General features: G+C 62.5%; 17 protein-coding genes. 3 read left to right on the top strand and 14 right to left on the bottom strand.

The features are described 5' to 3' along the window. Nucleotides 1-27: 27 nt before the first annotated feature. Nucleotides 28-1,140 (bottom strand): PilT/PilU family type 4a pilus ATPase, encoded by a 1,113-nt coding sequence (locus tag KKQ10_RS01460; protein ID WP_215499873.1) that lies wholly within the window; start codon nt 1,138-1,140, stop codon nt 28-30. A gap of 133 nt (nt 1,141-1,273) precedes the next feature. On the opposite strand from KKQ10_RS01460, the gene KKQ10_RS01455 reads away from it, so the two are divergent. Both KKQ10_RS01455 and KKQ10_RS01450 read left to right on the top strand, forming a co-directional pair. Next, nucleotides 1,274-3,823 (top strand): PAS domain-containing hybrid sensor histidine kinase/response regulator, encoded by a 2,550-nt coding sequence (locus tag KKQ10_RS01455; RefSeq protein ID WP_215499871.1) that lies wholly within the window; start codon nt 1,274-1,276, stop codon nt 3,821-3,823. A gap of 39 nt (nt 3,824-3,862) precedes the next feature. Then, nucleotides 3,863-4,138: a peptidylprolyl isomerase gene (locus KKQ10_RS01450; RefSeq protein WP_003225447.1), complete on the top strand. Its 276-nt coding sequence runs from the start codon at nt 3,863-3,865 to the stop codon at nt 4,136-4,138. 123 nt (nt 4,139-4,261) lie between these two features. On the opposite strand, the gene KKQ10_RS01445 is transcribed toward KKQ10_RS01450, so the two are convergent. From KKQ10_RS01445 to KKQ10_RS01410, 8 genes are all read right to left on the bottom strand, one after another. Continuing rightward, nucleotides 4,262-5,197: a sugar kinase gene (locus KKQ10_RS01445; RefSeq protein ID WP_215499869.1), complete on the bottom strand. Its 936-nt coding sequence runs from the start codon at nt 5,195-5,197 to the stop codon at nt 4,262-4,264. Nucleotides 5,198-5,326: 129 nt separating this feature from the next. Then, the gene (locus KKQ10_RS01440) at nt 5,327-6,541 is read right to left on the bottom strand and encodes an amino acid deaminase (RefSeq protein ID WP_127647708.1); all 1,215 of its coding nucleotides are present in this window, start codon (nt 6,539-6,541) and stop codon (nt 5,327-5,329) included. A 40-nt stretch (nt 6,542-6,581) separates the two neighbouring features. Beyond that, on the bottom strand, nt 6,582-7,346 hold the full coding sequence (locus KKQ10_RS01435; RefSeq protein WP_127647709.1) for an IclR family transcriptional regulator: 765 nt from the start codon (nt 7,344-7,346) through the stop codon (nt 6,582-6,584). Nucleotides 7,347-7,476: 130 nt separating this feature from the next. Continuing rightward, nucleotides 7,477-7,866, bottom strand: coding sequence for a RidA family protein (locus KKQ10_RS01430; protein WP_007912330.1), 390 nt, complete (start codon nt 7,864-7,866; stop codon nt 7,477-7,479). Nucleotides 7,867-7,896: 30 nt separating this feature from the next. After that, the gene (locus KKQ10_RS01425) at nt 7,897-8,694 is read right to left on the bottom strand and encodes an amino acid ABC transporter ATP-binding protein (RefSeq protein ID WP_215499867.1); all 798 of its coding nucleotides are present in this window, start codon (nt 8,692-8,694) and stop codon (nt 7,897-7,899) included. Then, nucleotides 8,691-9,353: an amino acid ABC transporter permease gene (locus tag KKQ10_RS01420; protein WP_215499865.1), complete on the bottom strand. Its 663-nt coding sequence runs from the start codon at nt 9,351-9,353 to the stop codon at nt 8,691-8,693. The genes KKQ10_RS01425 and KKQ10_RS01420 overlap by 4 nt, the downstream gene beginning before the upstream one ends. A gap of 9 nt (nt 9,354-9,362) precedes the next feature. Beyond that, nucleotides 9,363-10,025, bottom strand: coding sequence for an amino acid ABC transporter permease (locus KKQ10_RS01415; RefSeq protein ID WP_003225455.1), 663 nt, complete (start codon nt 10,023-10,025; stop codon nt 9,363-9,365). Between the two features lie 50 nt (nt 10,026-10,075). Further along, entirely contained in the window at nt 10,076-10,924 is an 849-nt protein-coding gene (locus KKQ10_RS01410) for a transporter substrate-binding protein (RefSeq protein ID WP_047294802.1), read from the bottom strand. Between the two features lie 338 nt (nt 10,925-11,262). Between KKQ10_RS01410 and KKQ10_RS01405 the strand changes: the two genes are divergently transcribed. Further along, on the top strand, nt 11,263-11,706 hold the full coding sequence (locus KKQ10_RS01405; RefSeq protein ID WP_215499863.1) for a thioredoxin family protein: 444 nt from the start codon (nt 11,263-11,265) through the stop codon (nt 11,704-11,706). Between the two features lie 88 nt (nt 11,707-11,794). Here KKQ10_RS01405 and KKQ10_RS01400 read toward each other — a convergent pair whose 3' ends face one another. The 5 genes from KKQ10_RS01400 to cobN all read right to left on the bottom strand — a co-directional run bounded on the left by KKQ10_RS01400 (nt 11,795) and on the right by cobN (nt 21,213). Then, nucleotides 11,795-13,354: a TerC family protein gene (locus KKQ10_RS01400; RefSeq protein ID WP_215499861.1), complete on the bottom strand. Its 1,560-nt coding sequence runs from the start codon at nt 13,352-13,354 to the stop codon at nt 11,795-11,797. A 380-nt stretch (nt 13,355-13,734) separates the two neighbouring features. Beyond that, nucleotides 13,735-15,381 carry a phospholipase D-like domain-containing protein gene (locus tag KKQ10_RS01395; protein WP_215499859.1) on the bottom strand — a complete coding sequence of 549 codons (1,647 nt, stop codon included), beginning with the start codon at nt 15,379-15,381 and terminating at the stop codon, nt 13,735-13,737. 174 nt (nt 15,382-15,555) lie between these two features. Then, nucleotides 15,556-16,239, bottom strand: a complete 684-nt coding sequence (locus KKQ10_RS01390; protein ID WP_215500373.1) for a vWA domain-containing protein — start codon at nt 16,237-16,239, stop codon at nt 15,556-15,558. Further along, on the bottom strand, nt 16,224-17,222 hold the full coding sequence (locus tag KKQ10_RS01385; RefSeq protein WP_215499857.1) for a magnesium chelatase ATPase subunit I: 999 nt from the start codon (nt 17,220-17,222) through the stop codon (nt 16,224-16,226). The genes KKQ10_RS01390 and KKQ10_RS01385 overlap by 16 nt, the downstream gene beginning before the upstream one ends. Nucleotides 17,223-17,364: 142 nt before the next feature. Beyond that, nucleotides 17,365-21,213 carry a cobaltochelatase subunit CobN gene (gene cobN / locus KKQ10_RS01380; protein WP_215499855.1) on the bottom strand — a complete coding sequence of 1,283 codons (3,849 nt, stop codon included), beginning with the start codon at nt 21,211-21,213 and terminating at the stop codon, nt 17,365-17,367.

Here is a 21,213-nt window from a genome sequence, read left to right as displayed (position 1 = left end):
CAGGCTCGCGCTCACAAGGCTGAGGTGTTAATCCATCAGGCCCCAGTCGCCCGATGCCGGCGGTGCCGGCGACGGCGCCGTCTCGGCATGCAGCTTCAAACGCAGCCGCAGATTATTCTGTGAATCGGCATGCTTGAACGCCTCGTCTTCGCTGATCACCCCCTCCACCACCAGCGCGTACAGCGCCGCGTCGAAGGTCTGCATGCCGGCCTCGGCCGACTTGTCCATGATGCCCTTGAGTTCGCCCAACTCGTTGCGCCGGATCAGGTCGGCGATGGTCGGGGTGCCCAACATCACTTCGACCGCCGCCCGCCGCTGGCCGTCGAGGGTGCGCACCAGCCGTTGCGAGACAAACGCCTTGAGATTGTTGCCCAGCGCATGTAACAGCTGCGGGCGGCGCTCTTCGGGGAACAGATTGACGATGCGGTCCAGCGCCTGGTTGGCGTTGTGCGCGTGCAGCGTCGACAGCACCAGGTGCCCGGTGTCGGCGAACGTCAGGGCGTGCTCCATGGTTTCGCGGTCGCGGATTTCGCCGATCAGCACCACGTCCGGGGCCTGACGCAGAGTGTTTTTCAGCGCCGCCTGGAAACTGCGGGTATCGACGCCGACTTCGCGCTGATTGATGATCGAGCGCTGGTGGCGATGGATATACTCCACCGGGTCTTCGATGGTGATGATATGCCCGCTGCTGTGCCGGTTGCGGTGATCGATCAGCGCCGCCAGCGAGGTGGATTTACCGGAATCCGTGGCGCCGACGAACAGGATCAGCCCCTGCTTGATCATCACCGTGTCCAGCAGCACCGGCGGCAGCTTGAGGTCTTCGAAGCGCGGGATATCGAGTTTGACGTTGCGAATCACGATCGACACATCGTTGCGTTGCTTGAAGATGTTCAAGCGAAAGCGCCCGACACCGGTGCGTGAAATCGCCAGGTTCATCTCTAGGTCCCGATCGAACTCGCGCCGTTGCTCGGCGTCCATCAGGGCGTGGGCGATGGCCTGGACCTCTCCGGGCTTGAACGGCCGCTCGCTGAACGGCGTCAGTACCCCGTCGATGCGGGCACTGGGCGGCGCACCGGTGGACAGGAACAGGTCGGAGCCGTGCTGGCTCGACAGACGGAGCAACAGTGCATCGATTTCCATGGCAAAAAGCACCCGCGAAGCATTCAATGAACAGAAATGACCCCGTGTCGTGACGTAACAGGTCATACGGCGTCTACCGCAAGTGCAAGAATAGTCGACGCCGACGCACTGACCGACGCTCAGGATAGATGTGATGAACGTAGCCCCCTCCCCCGACGACGCCCAAGTCTTGATCGCCCGCACCGACTGGAGCCGTACTCCGCTGGGCGCTGCCGGCACCTGGCCGCAGAGCCTGCGCACCGCGGTGGACATCGTGATTCACTCGCCGATGCCGATGCTGCTGTTGTGGGGGCCACAGCTCACGCAGATCTACAACAACGGCTTTGCAATGCTCGCCGGAAGCAAACATCCGCACGCTTTCGGACAGCCGGCGCACCTTATATGGCCGGAACTTCAAGACTTTACCGACCCGATTTATCGAGCTGTCCTACAAGGCCAGGTGCGCACCTACAGCGAACGGCGATTTACCCTGCAACGCGAAGGCAAGGAATCCGACTTCTGGCTGGACCTGACCTACAGCCCGATCCGTGACGAGAATGCGCAAGTGGCCGGCATTCTGGTCACCGCGATTGAAACCAACGAGCGCCGGCGCATCGCCCTCGAACTGCAACGTCGCTCCGAAGAAAGCCTCAAGGCCCAGCGCGACAGCGAAGAACGCCTGCAGCTGGCACTGGCGGCCACCGATGCGGTCGGCACCTGGGACTGGGACATCGGCGAAGACCGCTTCATCGCCGACGCCCATTTCGCCCAACTGCACGGCATCGACCCGGGGCTGGCCAGCCAGTTGCCGATCAGCGATTACCTGCAAGGCGTGCATCCCGAAGACCGCGCCCTGATCGCCCGCAGCATCAAACACTGCATCACCCATGGCACCGAATACGCCGAGGAATATCGCCTGCTGCGAGCCGACGGCGAACTGCGCTGGGTGTTTGCCCGGGGCCGCTGTTACAAGGATCACCACGGTCGACCGGTGCGCTTCCTCGGCGCCGCGCTGGACCTGACCGACCGCAAACACACCGAGCAGGCGCTGCGCCAGAGCCAGACCGAGCTGCAACTGATCATCAACGCGATGCCGATCCTCATCAGTTACGTCGACCATGAAGAGCGCTTCCGCCTGAACAACGCCGCCTATCTGGACTGGTACGGTCTCACCCCGCAGGAACTGTATGGCCGGACCATTCGCGGGGTGATCGGCGAAGAAGCCTACTTCCTGCGCTCGCCGTACATCGCCGAAGCATTGGCCGGGCGGCCCTGCTCGTTCAGCCTGTATACCCCGCATCGCGACGGCAGCAGTCGCCACGCGCTGATGAATTACCTGCCGCGCCACGGTGCCGATGGTGCGGTCAACGGTTTCTATATTTTCGTGATCGACGAGACCGAACGCAAAAAGACCGAAGAAGCCCTGCGCAATCTCAATGAAACCCTGGAGGAGCGGGTCAGCGCCCGCACCGAGCAACTGGCCCAGGCCAATCAACGCCTGCAGAACGAGATGTTCGAACGCGAACGCGCCGAAGATGCGTTGCGCCATGCCCAGAAAATGGAAGCGGTCGGCCAGCTCACCGGGGGTATCGCCCACGACTTCAACAACATGCTTACCGGAATCATCGGCAGCCTCGACCTGATGCAGCGCTACATCGCCGATGGTCGCTCCCATGAAATCGGACGATTTACCGAAGCCGCCGTGTCCTCAGCCAACCGCGCGGCGGCGCTGACCCATCGCCTGCTGGCGTTCTCGCGTCGGCAGTCACTGGACCGCAAGACCCTCGACGTCAACGAGCTGATCCATTCGCTGGAAGATTTGATCCGCCGCACCAAGGGCGACCCGATCGGCCTCACGCTGCGGCTGGCCGAAGAGGTGTGGCCGATCAGCACCGACGTCAGCCAGCTGGAAAACGCTCTGCTCAACCTGGTGATCAACGCCCGGGACGCCATGCCCAACGGCGGCGAACTGTTGATCGAAACCGCCAACGTCTACCTCGACGGCAATGACATCACCACCCTCGAACCGGTCAAGGCTGGCGACTACCTGATGCTGGCGGTCAGCGACAACGGTACCGGCATGACCCCGTCGGTGCGGGCCAAGGCCTTCGATCCGTTCTTCACCACCAAACCGATCGGCCAGGGCACCGGGCTGGGGCTGTCGATGATTTATGGTTTCGCCCAGCAGTCGGGCGGCCACGTCAGCCTCGACAGCCTGCCGGATCAGGGCACCTGCGTGCGCCTGTACCTGCCGCGCCTGAACCTGCTGGAACCCGAGCGGCCAGTCGTGGAAACCCTCAGCGCGGCGCCGACTGCCACTTCTGGCGAAACCGTGGTGGTGGTTGAAGATGACCCGGCGGTACGCATGCTGGTGCTCGATCTGCTCAAGGAGCTGGGTTACCTCGCCCACGAAGCCGCCGATGCCAGCGCCGCCCTGCCGCTGCTGGAATCGGAGCTGCGCGTGGACCTGCTGGTGACCGACGTCGGCTTGCCGGGCATGAACGGCCGGCAGCTGGCGGAAATCGCCCGTCAGCATCGGCCAGGCCTGAAAGTGTTGTTCATGACCGGTTATGCGCAGAAGGCCGCAGAGCGCCAGGGGTTTCTCGAGGACGGCATGGACATGGTCGCCAAACCGTTTTCGATTGATGTGCTGGCGAACAAGATCCGCACGATGATCAACCAAACGCCGTCACTTGAGGCATAATCCCGCGCCCCGCCGTCACCCCGTTACAGGTATCGCACGATGAAAGCCCAAGCCCGCCACATTCTGGTGAAAACCGCCGAAGAGGCCGAACAGCTCAAACAACGCATTGCCAAGGGCGAAGCGTTCGATGTGCTGGCGAAGAAATACTCGACCTGCCCGTCCGGCAAGCGCGGCGGCGATCTGGGTGAAGTGCGGCCGGGGCAGATGGTCGGCGCGATCGATGCGGTGATCTTCAAAAAGCCGTTGCGCACCGTGCATGGGCCGATCAAGAGCAAGTTCGGGTATCACCTGGTGCAGGTGTTTTTCCGCGACTGAAGGCTTTGCTTTCGGGCGTTTGTGGCGAGGGAGCTTGCTCCCGCTGGGTGGCGAAGCCGCCCCAATAAGGCTTGCGCCAGCTGCGCAGTCGAGCGGGAGCAAGCTCCCTCGCCACAAGGACACTCATTCTTTCGGAATCAACGCCCCCGGCACTTGAATCACCTTGCTCGCCAGCCAATGCCCCGCCTCCGCCGCCTCAGCCGGACTGCCCCCCAGCAACCGCCGCGCCAGATACGCCGCACTGAACGAATCCCCCGCCGCCGTGGTGTCCACGACCTTTTCGACCTTCTGCGCCGGCACTTCGAACGCCTCGCCATCACAACGAATCAGACACGCCTCGGCGCCACGCTTGAGCACCACTTCCGGCGTGCCGATCTGCGCGTAAGCCTCGAACACTGCGTCGCAGTCGGCAAAATGGAACAGCGCCTGCTCGTCATCCACTGTCAGCAACGCCAGATCGACATGCGGCAACACACTGCGATACGCCGCACGCGCCTCTTCCTGTGACGCCCACAAACGCGGTCGATAGTTGTTGTCGAAGACGATCCGCGCATCGCGCTGGCGGGCTTCGATCAAAGTCTGGATCAACCGCTCGCGGCCCTTGGCACCCAGCACCGCAAGGGTGATGCCGCTGAAATACAACACGTCGTAATCCGCCAGCGCTGCCAGAGTCGGCTCGGCCGCCGGGGTGGTGAAGCAATCGCGCACCGCCGCTTCATTGCGCCAGTAGAGGAAACGGCGCTCGCCATTGGCATCGGTCTGAATGCAATACAGGCCCGGCAGGCGACCGGGCAGACGCTGCACCCATTCCAGCCCAATGCCTTCTTCGGCCCAGCTCTGGCACATCGCGTCACTGAAACTGTCATCGCCCAGCGCGGTGACGTAGTCGACTTGCGCTTTATCGCCGAGGGCGCGGGACAGGTACACCGCCGTGTTCAGGGTGTCACCGCCGAAGCTTTGCTGCAGGCTGCCGTCGGCACGGTGCTGGAGTTCGATCATGCACTCGCCGATCAGGGCGATGCGCGGGGTGTTCGGGCCCAGGGGGCTGAGGGTGGTCATTGGGGTGTCTCTGCTGATTCAGTGGTGTTTGAGCGGCCCTCATCGCGAGCAGGCTCACTCCTACAGGGGAACGCGTTTCAACTGTAGGAGTGAGCCTGCTCGCGATTGGCCGCGCCTCGGTGTCGGACCTTAGAAACAAGTCTCCATACTCTCGACCACCGCCAACTGCTCATCCACCAGCAACCCCACCCGCCACTTGTCGAAGGTCAGGCACGGGTGCGAGGTGCCGAAGGAAATGATGTCACCCACCCGCAGTTCAACCCCCGGCGCCACGGTCATGAACGCATGCTGGTCCATCACCGCCGTCACTTTGCACGCCCCCACATCGTCGCCCACCGCCGGCAACACGCCGGCCTTGTAGCGCAGCAACGGCACTGGCAGGCCGGCATCATATGCCACGTCGCGCTTGCCGAGGGCGATCACCGCAAAGCCCGGCTCCGGCAGCGATTGCACATGTGCCCAGACTTCCAGCGCCGGGCGCAAGCCTTCGTGCAAATCGCTGCGACGATCAAGCACGCAGCATTGCGCCTCTTTGTAGATGCCATGGTCGTGGGCCACATAACTGCCCGGGCGCAGCACGCTGAGGAAGCGTCCGCCCGCGTTCTGCGCTTCGAACGACTCGGCGATCAGGTCGTACCACGCCGAGCCCGAGGCGGTGATGATCGGCTTGGCAATCGCAAATGCGCCGCTGTCCTGCAACTGCACCGCCAGCCGCACCAGCGACGCGGCAAATTCGCGAATGCCGCTAACGGCGTGATCGCCATGGATCACCCCTTCGTAACCTTCGATGCCGGTCAGGGCCAGCGCCGGTTGCGCGTTGATCGCCCGGGCCAGTTCGATGACTTCCCTCTCGCTGCGGCAACCACAACGGCCACCGACCACGCCGTATTCGATCATCACGTTCAACTTGACCCCGCGCGAGGCGAAGTAGGCGCCGAGATCGGCGACGTTGTCCGGATGATCGACCATGCAGTAGAAATCGAACGCAGGGTCCGCCAGCAGATCGGCAATCAGCGCCATGTTCGGCGTGCCGACCAGTTGGTTGGCCATCAGCACGCGACGCACGCCGTGGGCGTACGCGGCGCGGGTCTGCGTGGCGCTGGCGAGGGTGATGCCCCAGGCCCCGGCGTCCAGCTGACGCTTGAACAGGGCCGGGGTCATGCTGGTCTTGCCGTGGGGCGCAAGCTCTGCGCCGCTGTCGCTGACGAATGTCTGCATCCAGCGGATGTTGTGCTCCAGCGCCTCGCGGTGCAGCACCAGCGCCGGCAGGCTGACGTCACGCACCAGATGCGCGCCGATGGTGGCGTCGCCCTTTTCCACAGCAGAATTGATGGCAGTCGTCATGGTCGAACTCCTCACTGTCGCGGCCGGCAGGCAGCCGCGGTTATTCGTTGATACGCCGGGCGAGGCTGTTGGCGCTCTCGATCAGCACCCGGCGATAGTCGTCGTAATTGTTCTTCGCATCGGCCCGAGGGGCGACGATGCACAAGGTGCAGATGGCCACGCCGCTCGGGTCTTTGACCGGGGCGGCGAAGCAATGGGTGAAGGTGTCGGCAACGCTGTCGAAAGAGAAAAAGCCGTCGATGCCAGCCTGACGAATCTCCGCCAGAAAGCGTTCCAGCGGCAGGCGTTCACCATCGGGCAGGATGTAATCGTCTTCGTCGATCAGGTCGATGATCTGCTGATCACTCAGGTGCGCCAACAGCAGGCGTCCGGACGCGGTCCACGGGATCGGCGCGTTTTCGCCGATGTCGGAAGAAATGCGGAAATGCCGCTCGCCCTCCTTCATCAACGCCACCGTGTATTTGCGCCCGTTGAGCAGGCACATCTGCGCGGTTTCCCGGGTCTGGCTGACGATCTCCTGCAAGGCGTGATCGGCCTCGCGGCTGAGGTCGAAATGACGCAGGTGCGCCTGCCCGAGGAAGTACAACTGGCGACCGAGATAGACGTGACCGTCCTTGCCCACCGGCTCCAGAATCCGCCGCTCCAGCAGCGACGCGACCAGCTCGTAGACCGTGGATTTCGGACTGCCGATGCCATTGGCGATGTCGTTCGGACGCAGCGGCTGGCCGATTTCCTTGAGGAAATCGAGGATATCGAACGCCCGGTCCAGACCCCGGGCCCGGCGCTTGATGGTGTCTTCACTCATGTCAGTACCCACTCATGGTTCCCCTGTAGGAGCTGCCGCAGGCGGCGATCTTTTGATCCTGCCTGTCTGGCGTATCCAAAAAAGCCAAAAGATCGCAGCCTTCGGCAGCGCCTACAAGAGCCACCGCCACTCAGGCCTTCTTCTTGTACGCGATGCAGTCGATCTCGACCTTGCAATCGACCATCATGCTCGCCTGCACACAGGCCCGTGCAGGCGCATGCTCGGGCTTGAAGTACTCGCCGAAGACCTTGTTGAAACTGCTGAAATCCCGCGGATCGTCCAGCCACACCCCGGCACGCACCACGTCTTCCAGGCCATAACCGGCCTCTTCGAGAATCGCGATCAGGTTCTTCATGGTCTGGTGGGTCTGCTCGACGATGCCGCCCACGATAATCTCGCCATCCACCGCCGGCACCTGGCCGGACACATGCAGCCAGCCATCCGCTTCAACGGCGCGAGCGAATGGACGTGGCTGGCCGCCAGCGGCGGTGCTGCCGGTGCCGTAACGCGTAATGCTCATGGGTACTTCTCCTGATGACAAAAGCAAAAATTAAAACCGCGTGCTCTTGAGAAACTCAGCCAGGCGCGGCGATTGCGGGCGTTCGAACAGCTCCTTGGGAGGCCCCTGCTCTTCGATGCGCCCCTGATTCATGAAGACAATCTTGTCCGAGACTTCGAAGGCGAAACGCATCTCGTGGGTCACCAGCAACATGGTCATGCCGTCTTCGGCCAGGCCTTTGATCACATTGAGCACCTCGCCGACCAGCTCCGGGTCGAGGGCCGAGGTGACTTCGTCGAACAGCATCAGGCTCGGGTTCATCGCGATCGCCCGGGCAATCGCCACGCGCTGTTGCTGACCGCCGGACAACTGACCTGGAAAGTGATTGCGCCGTTCCAGCAGGCCGACCCGTTCCAGCCATTTTTCGGCCAGCACCACGGCTTGGTCCTTGTGCATCTTCTTCACCTTGAGCAGGCCCAGGGTGACGTTCTGCAAGGCGGTCAGGTGCGGAAACAGGTTGAACTGCTGGAAGGCCATGCCGGTCATGGCACGATGACGAGCGATGACTTTTTCGGCATGGCGCACGCGTTTGCCGCCGACCTCGTCATACCCGATGGATTCGCCGTCGAGCAGGATCTGCCCGCCCTGGAACTCTTCGAGCATGTTCACGCAGCGCAGCAGTGTGGTCTTGCCCGAACCGCTGGAGCCGATCAACGTCACGACGTTGCCGCGCTGCATGCTCAGGTCGACACCCTTGAGCACTTCGACCGCGCCGTACTGTTTGTGCAGACCACGGATGTCCAGCAGTGGCTGGCCGTTTGCAACGTTGGAAACTTGAGCTTGAGTCATGGCAGGGCCACCCGCTTTTCAATGTGCCGGCCGAGTAATTCGATGCCGTAGTTGATGACGAAAAACAGAAAACCGGCGAACAGGTAGAACTCCAGGGTCATGAAGGTCCGGGCGATGATCTGTTGGGTGCTGAGCAGCAATTCGGCCACGCCGATCACCGAGAGCAAGGTCGAGGCCTTGACGATTTCGGTGGACGAGTTGACCCACGTCGGCAGGATCTGCCGCAACGCCTGGGGCAGCAGCACGTAACCGAGGGACTGATAGAACGTCAGGCCGATTGCCTTGCTCGCCTCCATCTGCCCGCGTGGCAGTGCCTGCAAGGCCCCGCGCACAATCTCGGCAACGTGCGAGCCACAGAACAGCGTCAGACCCAGCGCGCCGGCCTGAAACGCGCTGATCTGCCAGCCCAGCGCCGGCGCCATATAGAAGCAGGCCAGCACCAGCACAAACACCGGCGTGCCGCGAATCAGGTCGACGTAAAAGCGGAACGGCGCGCGCATCCAGAACCTGCCGTACGTCAGCACCAGACCGGTGACGACGCCGAGCAGCGTGCCAAACAGAATCGCCAGCGCCGACACCTGCACACTGGTCAGGAAGCCTTGCAGCAACGTCTCGCGGGCTATCCACAACTCATGCAACCAACCGGGGGATTGGTACATCGCAGCCTCCTATCGGCGGATCGCCAGACGCTGCTCGAGGTAACGCAGCAGCATGGCAATGAGGTAACAGGCCGCGACATACAACGCCGTGGTCACCAGCCAGGTTTCGATCACCCGGTAGCTCTCGACGTTGATCTTGCGCGCGTAATAGGTCAGCTCCGGCACCGCGATCGCGGCGGCCAGCGAGGTGTCCTTGAACAGCGAAATAAAGTTGTTCGACAGCGCCGGCAACACATTGCGCAGCATCACCGGCACGGTGACGTAAGCCTTGACCTGCCATTCACCGAGGCCGATCGCCAGCCCGGCTTCACGCTGGCCCTTGGGGATGCTCAGCAAGCCGCCACGGAACACTTCGGTCAGATAGGCCCCGGCATACAGTGACAGCGTGATGATGAACGACGGGATCTTGTCCAGGCGAATCCCAAGGCTCGGCAAGGCAAAGTAGATCAACAGAATCAACACCAGAATCGGCGTGTTACGCACCACCGTGACGTACACCGACGCCAGCACCCGCAAGGCGCGATGCTTCGACAGCAAGGCAAACGCCATCAGCAGGCCGATCACGCAGCCGATGGCGATCGACACCAGAGCCAGTTCAAGGCCCAGACCGAGCCCCGCCAGCAAGGTGTCGAAATCGCGCCACACGGCGGCAAAGTTCAACTGATAGTTCATGGTCAGCAGTACCTTGAGCGGGGCGATTCAGGCGCCCCGCTCTCACGGAATCATTTGAATTCGACTGGGAAACCGATCGCTGGGGACGGCAGATCGACGCCGAACCATTGCTTGAACGAGGCCGCATAGGTCGGGAACTCGACGCCGGTCATGGCTTCATGCAGGGTGGTGTTGACGAAGTTCAGCCAGTCCTGATCGCCGCGTTTGACCGCGCAGGCGTAGGTCTGCGGGCTCCAGGCGTAGGTCGGGCTGCGGTAACGGCCAGGGTTCTGCACCATCAGGTATTTGACCGACGACTGATCGGTGGCAGCGGCATCGGCGCGGCCGGAGTTCACCGCCTGATACATCAGGTCGACGCTGTCGTACTGATCGACCTTGGCCTTGGGCAGCGCCTGATGCACCAGCTCTTCGGCGTAGACGTTTTGCAGCACGGCCACGGTGACGCTGTCACCGGCCGCCTGCAGGTCTTCGATTTCCTTGTACTTGCTGTTGGCCGGCAACAGCAGGCCGACGCCTTCGCGGTAGTACGGCAAGGTGAACGCCACTTGCTGCGCACGGCTGGCGGTGACGGTGATGAACTGGCAGCTCATGTCGACCTTGTCGGTCAGCAGATTGGGAATCCGCGCATCGGACGACTGCACCACGAACTCGACTTTGTTCGGGTCATTGAACAGCCCCTTGGCCACCATCCTGGCGATGTCGATATCAAAACCCTGCAACTTGCCGTCCGCGCCCTGAAAGTGCCACGGCGCGTTGGTGCTGCCGGTGCCGACAATCAGCTTGCCACGGGCCAGAACACTGTCGAGCTTGCTGTCGGCTGCCTGGGCCATGCCCATGACAGCGGACGAAGCCGCAAGAACAAAAACACACGCTTTGAACAACGAAGGACGGCGATGCATGGCAAGCACTCCAGGATGATGTTTATTCCGCTATACCGGAACACGGTTTGTTACTACGGAATAGACAGCAGAAAGTGTGCCACAGGAAACGCAGGGAATCTGTAGTGATTTGAAATGTTTTTGGAATCAACAGGATGCGGGAAAGTGTCGGACAGATGTTACTCGCAGTGGGTTTTCTCAGGCGCTACCGTGGGCCACACCGCTCGGGTACTCAGGCCACATTTGAGTGCGCGCTCACCGAAAAGGCGCACGGTCTACTGTCAACTTTGACAGTAGAGGAAAGTCGCCCATGGGATTAGCGTCAGCAACGCTAACAGCGCTTCTTCAAGGAGGTTCCCATGCGCTCTAGGACTCGCCTTTCAGACCTGCCGGCCACCTACCGCAAAGCCCTGAAAACCTGGCGCCCGGTAATCCTGTACTTCGCCAACGAACACTGCCCCGCCTGCGAATTCGCCGGGCCGGTGTTTCGTGAGGTGGCCGAACCCTATCGGCTGCGGGCGAACATTTACATGCTCAACACCAGCCAGTCGCCGCGCCATCCGTTGGTCACCGGTACACCTACGGTGCTGTTCTACAAGAACGGCAAGCTGGTGAAAAAACTCAAGGGGATTGGCACGGAGGAAACACTGGCGGCGGACTTTGCCCGGCATATTGGCAGGACCAGGGCACCGGTGGTGCGGCAAAAACCACGACATGACCTGGGCTGGCTTCGTCGCACTTTGCGTAACCTTTGCACCATTCCGCGTGCGCAGTCACTTCAACACCACTCGATATCCATGTAGGAGCTGCGGCAAGCTGCGATCTTTTGATTTTGTTTTTTAAGATCAAAAGATCGCAGCGTGCCGCAGCTCCTACAGGGGAGATTCGTGTTTAGGCGGTATTACGCACCAGCAACACCCGCGTCACCCGCCGTTCCTCCACTGCCACCACCGTCATCTGCCAGCCTTCGTACTGCAGCTGATCGCCCTTCATCGGCAGCCGATCCAGCAAGCTCATCACCAATCCGGCCAAGGTCTGATAGTCCTCGGTCGGCGGCACGCCAAAGCCCGTGCGCTCACGCACTCGCATCAGGTTCAGCGCGCCGCTGACCACGAACCCGCCCTGCTCCTCGACCACGTCCGGGCCTTCGATTTCGCTGGCATCGGGTAGCTCGCCGGCAATCGACTCGAGGATGTCGGTCATGGTCAACACGCCGACAAAATCACCGAATTCGTTGATCACGAAGGCAATGTGGGTCGAGGCTGCGCGCATCTGTTCCAGCGCGTTGAGGATCGAATAACTGTCGAGCAGGTTGATGGTCTTGCGCGCCAGATGTTCCAGGTTCGGTTCGTTCCCGGCCAGGTACTCCTTGAGCAGTTCCTTCTTGTGCACGAAGCCCAGCGGTTCATCCACTGCACCGTTGCGAATCAACGGCAAGCGCGAGTAGGACGAATGCATCAGGCGCGTGCGAATCGCTTCGGCGTCGTCCGCCAGGTCGATCGTGTCGACGTCGGCACGCACCGTCATCAGGTTGCGGATCGGGCGCTCGGCCAGTTGCAGCACACCGCTGATCATCACCCGCTCGCGCCGGTCGAACAGTTCTGCACTCGGCGCTTCGCCGTCGTCCAGCAGATCAGAGATTTCCTCGCCGACCTCCTCCACCGCCAGCTTGCGCCCACCCAGCAAACGCATCACCGCGTGGGCCGTACGCTCACGCATTGGCCGCAGGCCTTGCATCGAGCGTTTGCGACGGGCCCGAGCGATCTGGTTGAACACCTCGATCAGGATCGAGAAACCAATGGCCGCATACAGGTAGCCTTTCGGGATGTGGAAGCCCAGGCCTTCGGCCGTCAGGGCGAAGCCGATCATCATCAGAAAGCCCAGGCACAGCATGATCACCGTCGGGTGGGCGTTGACGAAACGGGTCAACGGCTTGCTGGCCACGATCATCAGGCCGATGGAAATGATCACCGCGATCATCATCACCGCCAGTTCATCGACCATGCCGACCGCCGTGATCACCGCGTCCAGCGAGAACACCGCGTCGAGCACGACGATCTGCGCCACGATCGGCCAGAACAGCGCGTAAGCGGCATTGGTCGAGCGCTGGCCGACATGGCCTTCGAGCCGCTCGTGCAGCTCCATGGTGGCCTTGAACAACAGGAACACACCGCCGAACAGCATGATCAGGTCACGACCGGAGAAGCTCTTGCCAAACACCTCGAACAGCGGCTGCGTGAGGGTGACCAGCCAGGAAATACTCGCCAACAGGCCCAGGCGCATGATCAGTGCCAGCGACAGGCCGATGATCCGCGCACGGTCGCGCTGATGCGGCGGCAGTTTGTCCGCCAGGATCGCGATGAACACCAGGTTGTCGATACCCAGCACCAGTTCCAGCACGATCAGAGTCAACAAGCCTAACCAGGCCGTGGGATCCGCTAACCATTCCATAAAATGTCTTGATCTCTCTTCAGTGAATTCAGGCTGCCGGACACGGCAAAGCGCAACGCGAAGGCTCTGGAGCCGCGTTGTCAACGATAGTCGGGAGTCGGAAGACCGGATGCTGCGAGTGCGTCAAGACCGCGCCATGGCGCGAGGAGAAGGTACGACTGGGAGGCTCCGAGAGGGTGTTCATGCAAATCCTGAATGAAAAATGGCCTTGGAGCGTACAGTCTCAAGGCACATTTTCTACAGCGGCAAATCATTTCAAAATCTGTATCAACTGGCCACTGCCCCCTGTAGGAGCTGCCGCAGGCTGCGATCTTTTGACTTTGTTTTTTCAAGGTCAAGATCAAAAGATCGCAGCCTGCGGCAGCTCCTACAATTGGCTGTCATCGTCCGGCAAAGCGCAACCGCGACAACTGCCGCAAATCCCCCTCGGCGTAGTAATCGTTGGTCCAGCTGTCATCCACCGCCAGTGGACTCACCTGCTTCAGCGCCAGTTTCTTCGCGAAATAGCGAAAGCGGTAATGCTCGTAGAACCGCAGCAATTCCAGGCCATAACGGTCGGCCAGATCGGTGTCGCCACGAATGATCAGGAAGTTCTCGTCATTGCCGTTACTGGCCGAGGTGCTGAGGTTGTGGCTGCCGCTGATGATGGTCGGCGCATCCGTGGTGAAGTCGGTGACCACCGCTTTGGTGTGCACCAGCAGGTTGCCCTTCTGGCCTTTCATGTTTTCCTTCAGCCAGCCTTCCAGCCCGGTGTTGAGCAAAGCCGTGGCGGCGAATTCCGCGGTTCGGTCCGCGTGAAAGCCGGTGATGCTGCTGGCGGTGTTCTGCAGGCCGTAACGCAGGATGTCGTCATGAGGCTTGCCGAGCAGCGCGTTGAGAATCGCGTCCGGCAAACTGAATGCCGTGACGAACAGCACATCCTTTTGGGCCGCCTCGATGATCTCGACGAACTCGCGCAGATCGGCCCCGCCGCTGCGTGGCGAGAACCCGGCGAACAGCGGTTGCGTGGGGTCCATCGGGTTATGTGCGTTGATCCAGGTGCGCGTAGCACCGACATCGGCGGGGTTCGCCCAGACCTCTTCGAAGGTTTGCAGGTAACGCGTGGCAATCGTCACGTCGTCGAGCGTATGCACCACATTGGCCTGGCGATACACGCCATTGGCGGTGAAATTGGTGCTGCCGCACAGCACGGCTTGCGGTTGACGCTGACCGGCGCCGTCGATACGGCTGAGAACAATGAACTTGTTGTGGAAAATGTTGTGGGTGACCCGACCGCGTTTGTTCGCCGCCGGTAACTGCGCCAGGTTCGCTTCATTCAGGGTTGTATCGGGATCATCCGTTTGGGCGTGATAGAGCACGCGCACCAGAACGCCTCGAGCGAACGCCGCGTTTACCGCATCGACGATCGCCTGCAACTGATACTCGTAGATCGCGATATCCAGCGCCCATTGAGCGTCCACCGCACGCTCGATGTACCCCAGCAAACGCTCCAGCAAGCCGTTCTCCAGCCACAGGCGTGCCGCGTCGGGCCAGGCTTCGATCGGCAGGTTCTTGTTGGCGCTGATCTGCGCGTCGAGGTCGGGAAACTTGCGCTGGAAGGCCTGGCTGGCGGCCACGGCGCGGTTGAAGATCACGCCCTGATTGGCCGGGTGGCCGTCGTCGGAAGTAATGCTCAGCTCCAGCGCTTCGCCCAGTTGCGGCGCGTCCGCCGTGCCGTAGGCCAGGTGCACGCGATAGTGCAAAGTCGTGCCCGGATAGACCGCGTAATCGGCCCAGCGGAATTTCTGCAACGGCGCTTTATCGCTGGGCGTGGCGTGGTATTGGGGGAAGGTGTGCGCCTTGCCGGGAAACGTCAGGCTGTTGAACAGGAACAGCCAGGGTTTGTCGCCCTGCTGCTTCTCGATGGCAAAGCCGAGCAAGCCTTTGCGCCGCGATTCAGCCAGATCCATGGCCAGCAACACGCCGTTGGTGCCGGCGTAAGCTTTGACGCGAAAATCGTCCTGGGGATTGGCGACCAGTACCCGCATGATTCACTCCTTGTGATTGGACTGGAGCATAGAGCAGCGCTGAGGTTTTGGTGCTAGCCGCTTAAACCGAGGTGATATCTTCGCGAGCAAGCTTGCTCCCACAGATCGCGCGGCGGTCACACGTCTTGTGGGAGCGAGCTTGCTCGCGAAAGCGACTGTTCAAACACACAGATTTTAGAGCGAAATCAGATCATCAATATGCCGATATTCCGCATGCAACGCCGCGGCTAACTCCCGCGCCCGTGCCAAGCGGATCGGCCCACGCTCAATGTCGATCAACAGCCCCGGGCATTCCAGCGGCGGCATCGGCGGCAAGGCTTTCAAGCGCCCATCCGTCACCACCAGCAAGCGCTGCTGCTCAGCCGGAAAACGCTTTTTCCGCTGCAGCAGCCATTGCTGCGCTTGAGCCAGCGCCGCCACCAACGGCGTGCCGCCCCCTGCGCCCAACGCCTCCAGCCAGGTGCGCAAGCCGCTCGAAGCCTTCAAACCCTGCACCTGCCACTTCGGCGCGCTGCCACTGGCGGTCAGCAACGCCAGACGCGCGCGCTGTCGATAAGCGTCGTCGAACAGTTGCGCGAGCAAGCCCTTGGCATCGCTCAGCGCCTGATGCCGACGGGTCGAGGCCGACGCGTCGACGATCACCAGCCACAGTTCATGAGGGGAACGCGTGCGCAGTTGAAACTGCAAGTCTTCCCGTGTCCGCGGCCGACCGTTAAGCAGCGTCCCCGACCAGTTCACCGAGCCGCTGCGCGCGGCGTGACGCTTGCCCTGGCGTCCGTGGTCGAGTCGTCCGGCGCGGGGTCTGGCATTCGCCCCCGCGTCGGATCGGGGACGAATGCCGGTTACTTTTTTGGCCAGCTCGGCACTTCACGGCGGGCACCGGTGGCGAGCGCCGGAGCCGGCATATCGCCCCACTGCCCCTGCCCTTCGCTCGGTTCGGCCTGGGTATTGGCCGGGTTCTGCGCGGGGGGCTGAGGGCTGGACGAAGACGATTCACGACGGCGGTGACGCAGGGCGAATTCCGCCACCGCGTCGATGTCTTGCTCGGCAATCGCTTCGGCGCCGCGCCATGCCGCATGGGCCCGGGCAGCCCGCAGCCAGACCAGATCGGCACGCAAGCCATCGACGCCGGCCGCAAAGCAACGCTCGGTGATCAGCGCCAACGCGTCGTCGTCCAGCGGGATGCCCGGCAAGGCAATGCGCGCACGCTCGCAACGTTCACGCAGGGCTCGCTGCTGTGCTTCCCACTGCGCGCAGAACGCCTGCGGCTCGCTGTCGAAATCCAGTCGGCGGCGGATGATCTGCCCGCGTTCGGCCGGCGCGGTGTGACCGCTGAGGGCGACGTTCAGGCCAAAACGGTCCAGCAGTTGCGGACGCAGTTCACCCTCTTCCGGGTTCATCGTGCCGATCAACACGAACCGTGCCGAATGCCGATGGGAAATACCGTCGCGCTCGATCAGGTTGGTGCCGCTGGCCGCCACATCAAGCAGCAGATCCACCAGATGATCGGGCAGCAGGTTCACTTCATCGACGTACAGCACGCCGCCGTCGGCCTTGGCCAGCACGCCGGGGGAAAACTGCGCACGCCCTTCACTCAACGCGGCGTCGAGATCGAGCGTACCGACCAGACGCTCCTCAGTGGCGCCCAGCGGCAGCGTGACGAACTGACCGCTCGCCAGCAGATCGGCGAGGCCACGGGCCAGGGTCGACTTGGCCATGCCACGCGGACCTTCGATCAGCACGCCACCGATTTTCGGGTCGATGGCGGTGAGGTACAGGGCGAGTTTCAGGTCATCGGCGCCGACCACGGCGGAGAGCGGGAAATGCGGGGTGTCGGTCATCTTCAATACTCGGTCATGGTCGGTGATCTGCTTTAACTGTAGGAGTGAGCCTGTTTGCGATAGCGGTGTATCAGTCAACATATTTGTTTGCCGACCCACCGCTATCGCGAGCAGGCTCACTCCTACAGGGGATCGCGGTGTGTCAGGTGTCTTCTTCTATATCCAGCAGCAGGTTTTCCAGTGCTTCTTTATACACGCCGGGTGCCTGCCACATTCCGCGCTGTTGCGCTTCCAGCATGCGCTCGGTCATGTCGCGCAGGGCATGTGGATTGTGCTCGCGGACAAAGTCGCGGGTCGCCGGGTCGAGCAAATAGGCATCGGCCAGCAACGCATACTGGTGATCGTCGATCAGTTGCGTGGTGGCATCGAAGGCAAACAAGTTGTCGACCGTCGCCGCCAGTTCGAACGCGCCTTTATAGCCGTGACGTTTGATCCCGTCGATCCATTTCGGATTGGCCGCCCGCGAACGGATCACCCGGTTCAGTTCTTCTTTGAGGGTGCGGATTTTCGGCAGATCCGGTTGGCTGTGATCGCCGTGATAACTGGCCGCCGCCTCCCCGCGCAGGGTTTCCACCGCCGCGAGCATGCCGCCCTGAAACTGGTAGTAGTCGTTGGAATCGAGCAGGTCATGCTCGCGGTTGTCCTGGTTTTGCAGCACGGCCTGCACCTGGCTCAGGCGCTGGACGAACTGCTCACGGGCGGCGGTGCCTTCGTCCGCACCGCCGTAAGCGTAGGCGCCCCAGTTCAGGTAGACCTCGGCCAGATCCTCGCGGCTCTGCCACAGACGCCCGTCGATAGCGCCCTGCACGCCCGCTCCGTACGCTCCGGGTTTGGCCCCGAAGATCCGCCAGCCGGCCTGGCGTCGCGCCGCGTCTTCATCCAGCCCCGATTGCCGCAACGCCTCGCGCTCGGCGCGCACTTTCGCCGCCAGCGGATTGAGGTCATCCGGTTCGTCCAGCGCCGCCACCGCTTGCACGGCGGCGTCGAACAGGCGGATCAGGTTGGCAAAGGCATCGCGGAAGAACCCCGAGACCCGCAGCGTGACATCGACCCGTGGCCGGTCCAGCAGACTCAGCGGCAGAATCTCGAAGTCATCGACCCGCTGACTGCCGGTGGCCCATACCGGACGCACGCCCATCAAGGCCATGGCCTGGGCGATGTCGTCGCCACCGGTGCGCATGGTCGCGGTCCCCCACACCGACAGGCCGAGTTGGCGCAGGTGATCGCCATGGTCCTGCAGGTGCCGTTCAAGAATCAGCGTGGCGGACTGGAAACCGATGCGCCATGCGGTAGTGGTCGGCAGGTTGCGCACGTCCACCGAGTAGAAGTTGCGCCCGGTGGGCAGCACGTCGAGGCGGCCACGGCTGGGGGCGCCGCTGGGGCCGGCGGGGACGAAGCGGCCGTTCAGGGCGTCGAGCAGACCGCGCATTTCGGCGGGGCCGCAGGCGTCGAGGCGTGGGGCGACGACTTCGCGCAAGTTTTCAATGATTGCACTCACTTCGGCCCAACTCGGTCCCTGTAGGAGTGAGCCTGCTCGCGATGGCGTCAGGTCAGGCAATGCAGTGTTGGCTGACACGCCGCCTTCGCGAGCAAGCTCGCTCCCACCGGGATCGCCCAGAGTCTGGGCGATCAGTTGGGTGGCGAACAGTTCGAGGCGTTCGCGGGTATCGCCGGCGGTGCGCCAGATTTCGTCACTGAGTGATTGCAGTTCATCGGGGCGCGGGCCGTTCCAGGGATCAGCGAGCGCGCAATCGAGCGGATCAAACCCCAGTTCAAACGCCCTCGCCAACGCCCGCAGCAAGCTCGACTGCGCGCCCTTGCCATCGCCGCGCGGAATGCGCAGCAACGCCAGCAACGTGTCGATGCGCAAACGCCCGGTCGGTGACTCGCCGAAAATGTGCAGACCATCGCGAATCTGGGATTCCTTCAGATCACACAGATAGGTGTCCAGCCGCGGCAGCCAGATCGCTGCATCGGCGTCGCTGTCCAGGCCGGCGTCAAGTTGCAGTTCGCGGTCGATCTGCGTCTCGCGCACCAGTTGCAGGATGTCGCGCTGCAGCTCGCGGGCACGGCGTGGGTCGAGCAGTTGGGCTTCGTAATATTCGTCGGCCAGCAGCTCCAGATTGCGCAGCGGGCCGTAGGTTTCGGCGCGGGTCAGCGGCGGCATCAGGTGGTCGATGATCACCGCTTGGGTGCGCCGTTTAGCCTGGGCGCCCTCGCCCGGGTCGTTGACGATAAACGGATAGATGTTCGGCAACGACCCGAGCAGCGCGTCCGGCCAGCAGGTTTCCGAGAGCCCGACGCCCTTGCCCGGCAGCCATTCGAGGTTGCCGTGCTTGCCGACGTGAATCACCGCGTGGGCGCCGTAGGTGTTGCGCAGCCAGAAATAGAACGCCAGATAGCCGTGGGGCGGCACCAGATCCGGGTCGTGATACACCGCACTCGGATCGACCTGATAACCGCGCGCCGGTTGAATGCCGACGAAGGTCAGGCCAAAGCGCAGACCGGCGATCATCATCCGTCCGTCACGGCACATCGGGTCGTTTTGCGCAGCCCCCCAACGTTCCAGCACCGCCACGCGATTGACCTCCGGCAGCGCATTGAACATCGCCAGATAAGCCTCCATCGCCAGGCTTTGCTGGCACGGGCGCAGGTCGATGCTGTCGAGGTCATTGCTGACACCGCCGAGCAATTGCTGGATCAGCGCGGTGCCGCTGTCCGGCAACTGAGCCGTTAACGGAAAGCCTTCAGCCTGCAACGCACGCAAGATATTCAACGCCGCCGCCGGCGTGTCGAGACCGACGCCATTACCGATGCGACCGTCGCGGGTCGGGTAATTGGCGAGGATCAGCGCGATGCGTTTTTCTGCATTCGGCACCCGCGCCAGATCGCTCCAGCGCCGGGCGAGTTCGGCGACGAAATCCATGCGCTCGGGTTGCGCCCGGTAGCAGACCACATCCGACTGACTGCGCTCACTGCGCCAGGCCAGGTCCTTGAAACTGATCGGCCGGCTGATGATGCGCCCGTCGAGTTCCGGCAAGGCGATGTGCATCGCCAGGTCCCGTGGCCCCAGGCCCTGCTCGCTGGCGCGCCAACCGGGTTCGTTGTCCTGGGCGCAGATCGCCTGAATCACTGGAATATTGCGCCGAAACGGCCGCTGATGCGGCGCTTCCGGGCTGGATTGGGCGAACCCGGTGGTGTTGAGAATCACCGCCGCTTCGACTTCATCCAGCCAATTCTCGACCACACTCAGGCAGCCCGGCTCTTTCAGACTGGCGACCGCAATTGGCAGCGGATTGAGCCCCGCCGCCTGCAAGCGCTGGCAGAACACATCGATGAACGCAGTGTTGGCCGCCTGCAAATGCGAGCGATAAAACAACACCGCCGCGACCGGTTGATCGGGCAGCCATTCGGCTTGCCAGTCGCTCAGCGCGGCGGTGTTTTTCTGTGGGTGGTAAATCGCCGTGCGCGGCAGCGCTTGCGGCTCGCCCCAAGCATAGTCACGCGCCAGCCAGCGATTGGCCAGACAGTTGAAGAAATCCAGCGCATTGCCCATGCCACCCTGACGCAGGAACTGCCAGAGGCGGTCACGATCTTCGGCGGGCACGGTGCTCAGGTCGCTGAGTTCCGGGTCGGGGCGGTCATCGCCCGGCACCAGAATCACCTGCACGCCGCGCTCGGACAGTTCGACCAAACGCTCGACGCCGTACCGCCAATAGGCGATGCCACCGTGCAGCGAAATCAGGATCACCTTGGCGTGACGCAGCACCTCATCGACATACAGATCGACCGAGGCGTGATTCTGCACCTGCATCGGATTGGCCAGGCGCAGGCTCGGATAGTCCTCGGGCAACTGCTGCGCGGCTTCGGCGAGCAGCGCCAGGCTGGAGTCGCCGCTGCACAGGATCACCAGCTCGGCGGGGGTTTGTCCAAGGTCGGCAATGTTGTCATCCGACACGAAACCGCCGGGCTGGGTCCTGAGCAGGTGCAT

The sequence above is a fragment of the Pseudomonas sp. MG-9 genome, assembly GCF_018729515.1.
Lineage (GTDB): Bacteria > Pseudomonadota > Gammaproteobacteria > Pseudomonadales > Pseudomonadaceae > Aquipseudomonas > Aquipseudomonas serboccidentalis.
This window is presented reverse-complemented; position numbering and strand designations above follow the sequence as displayed.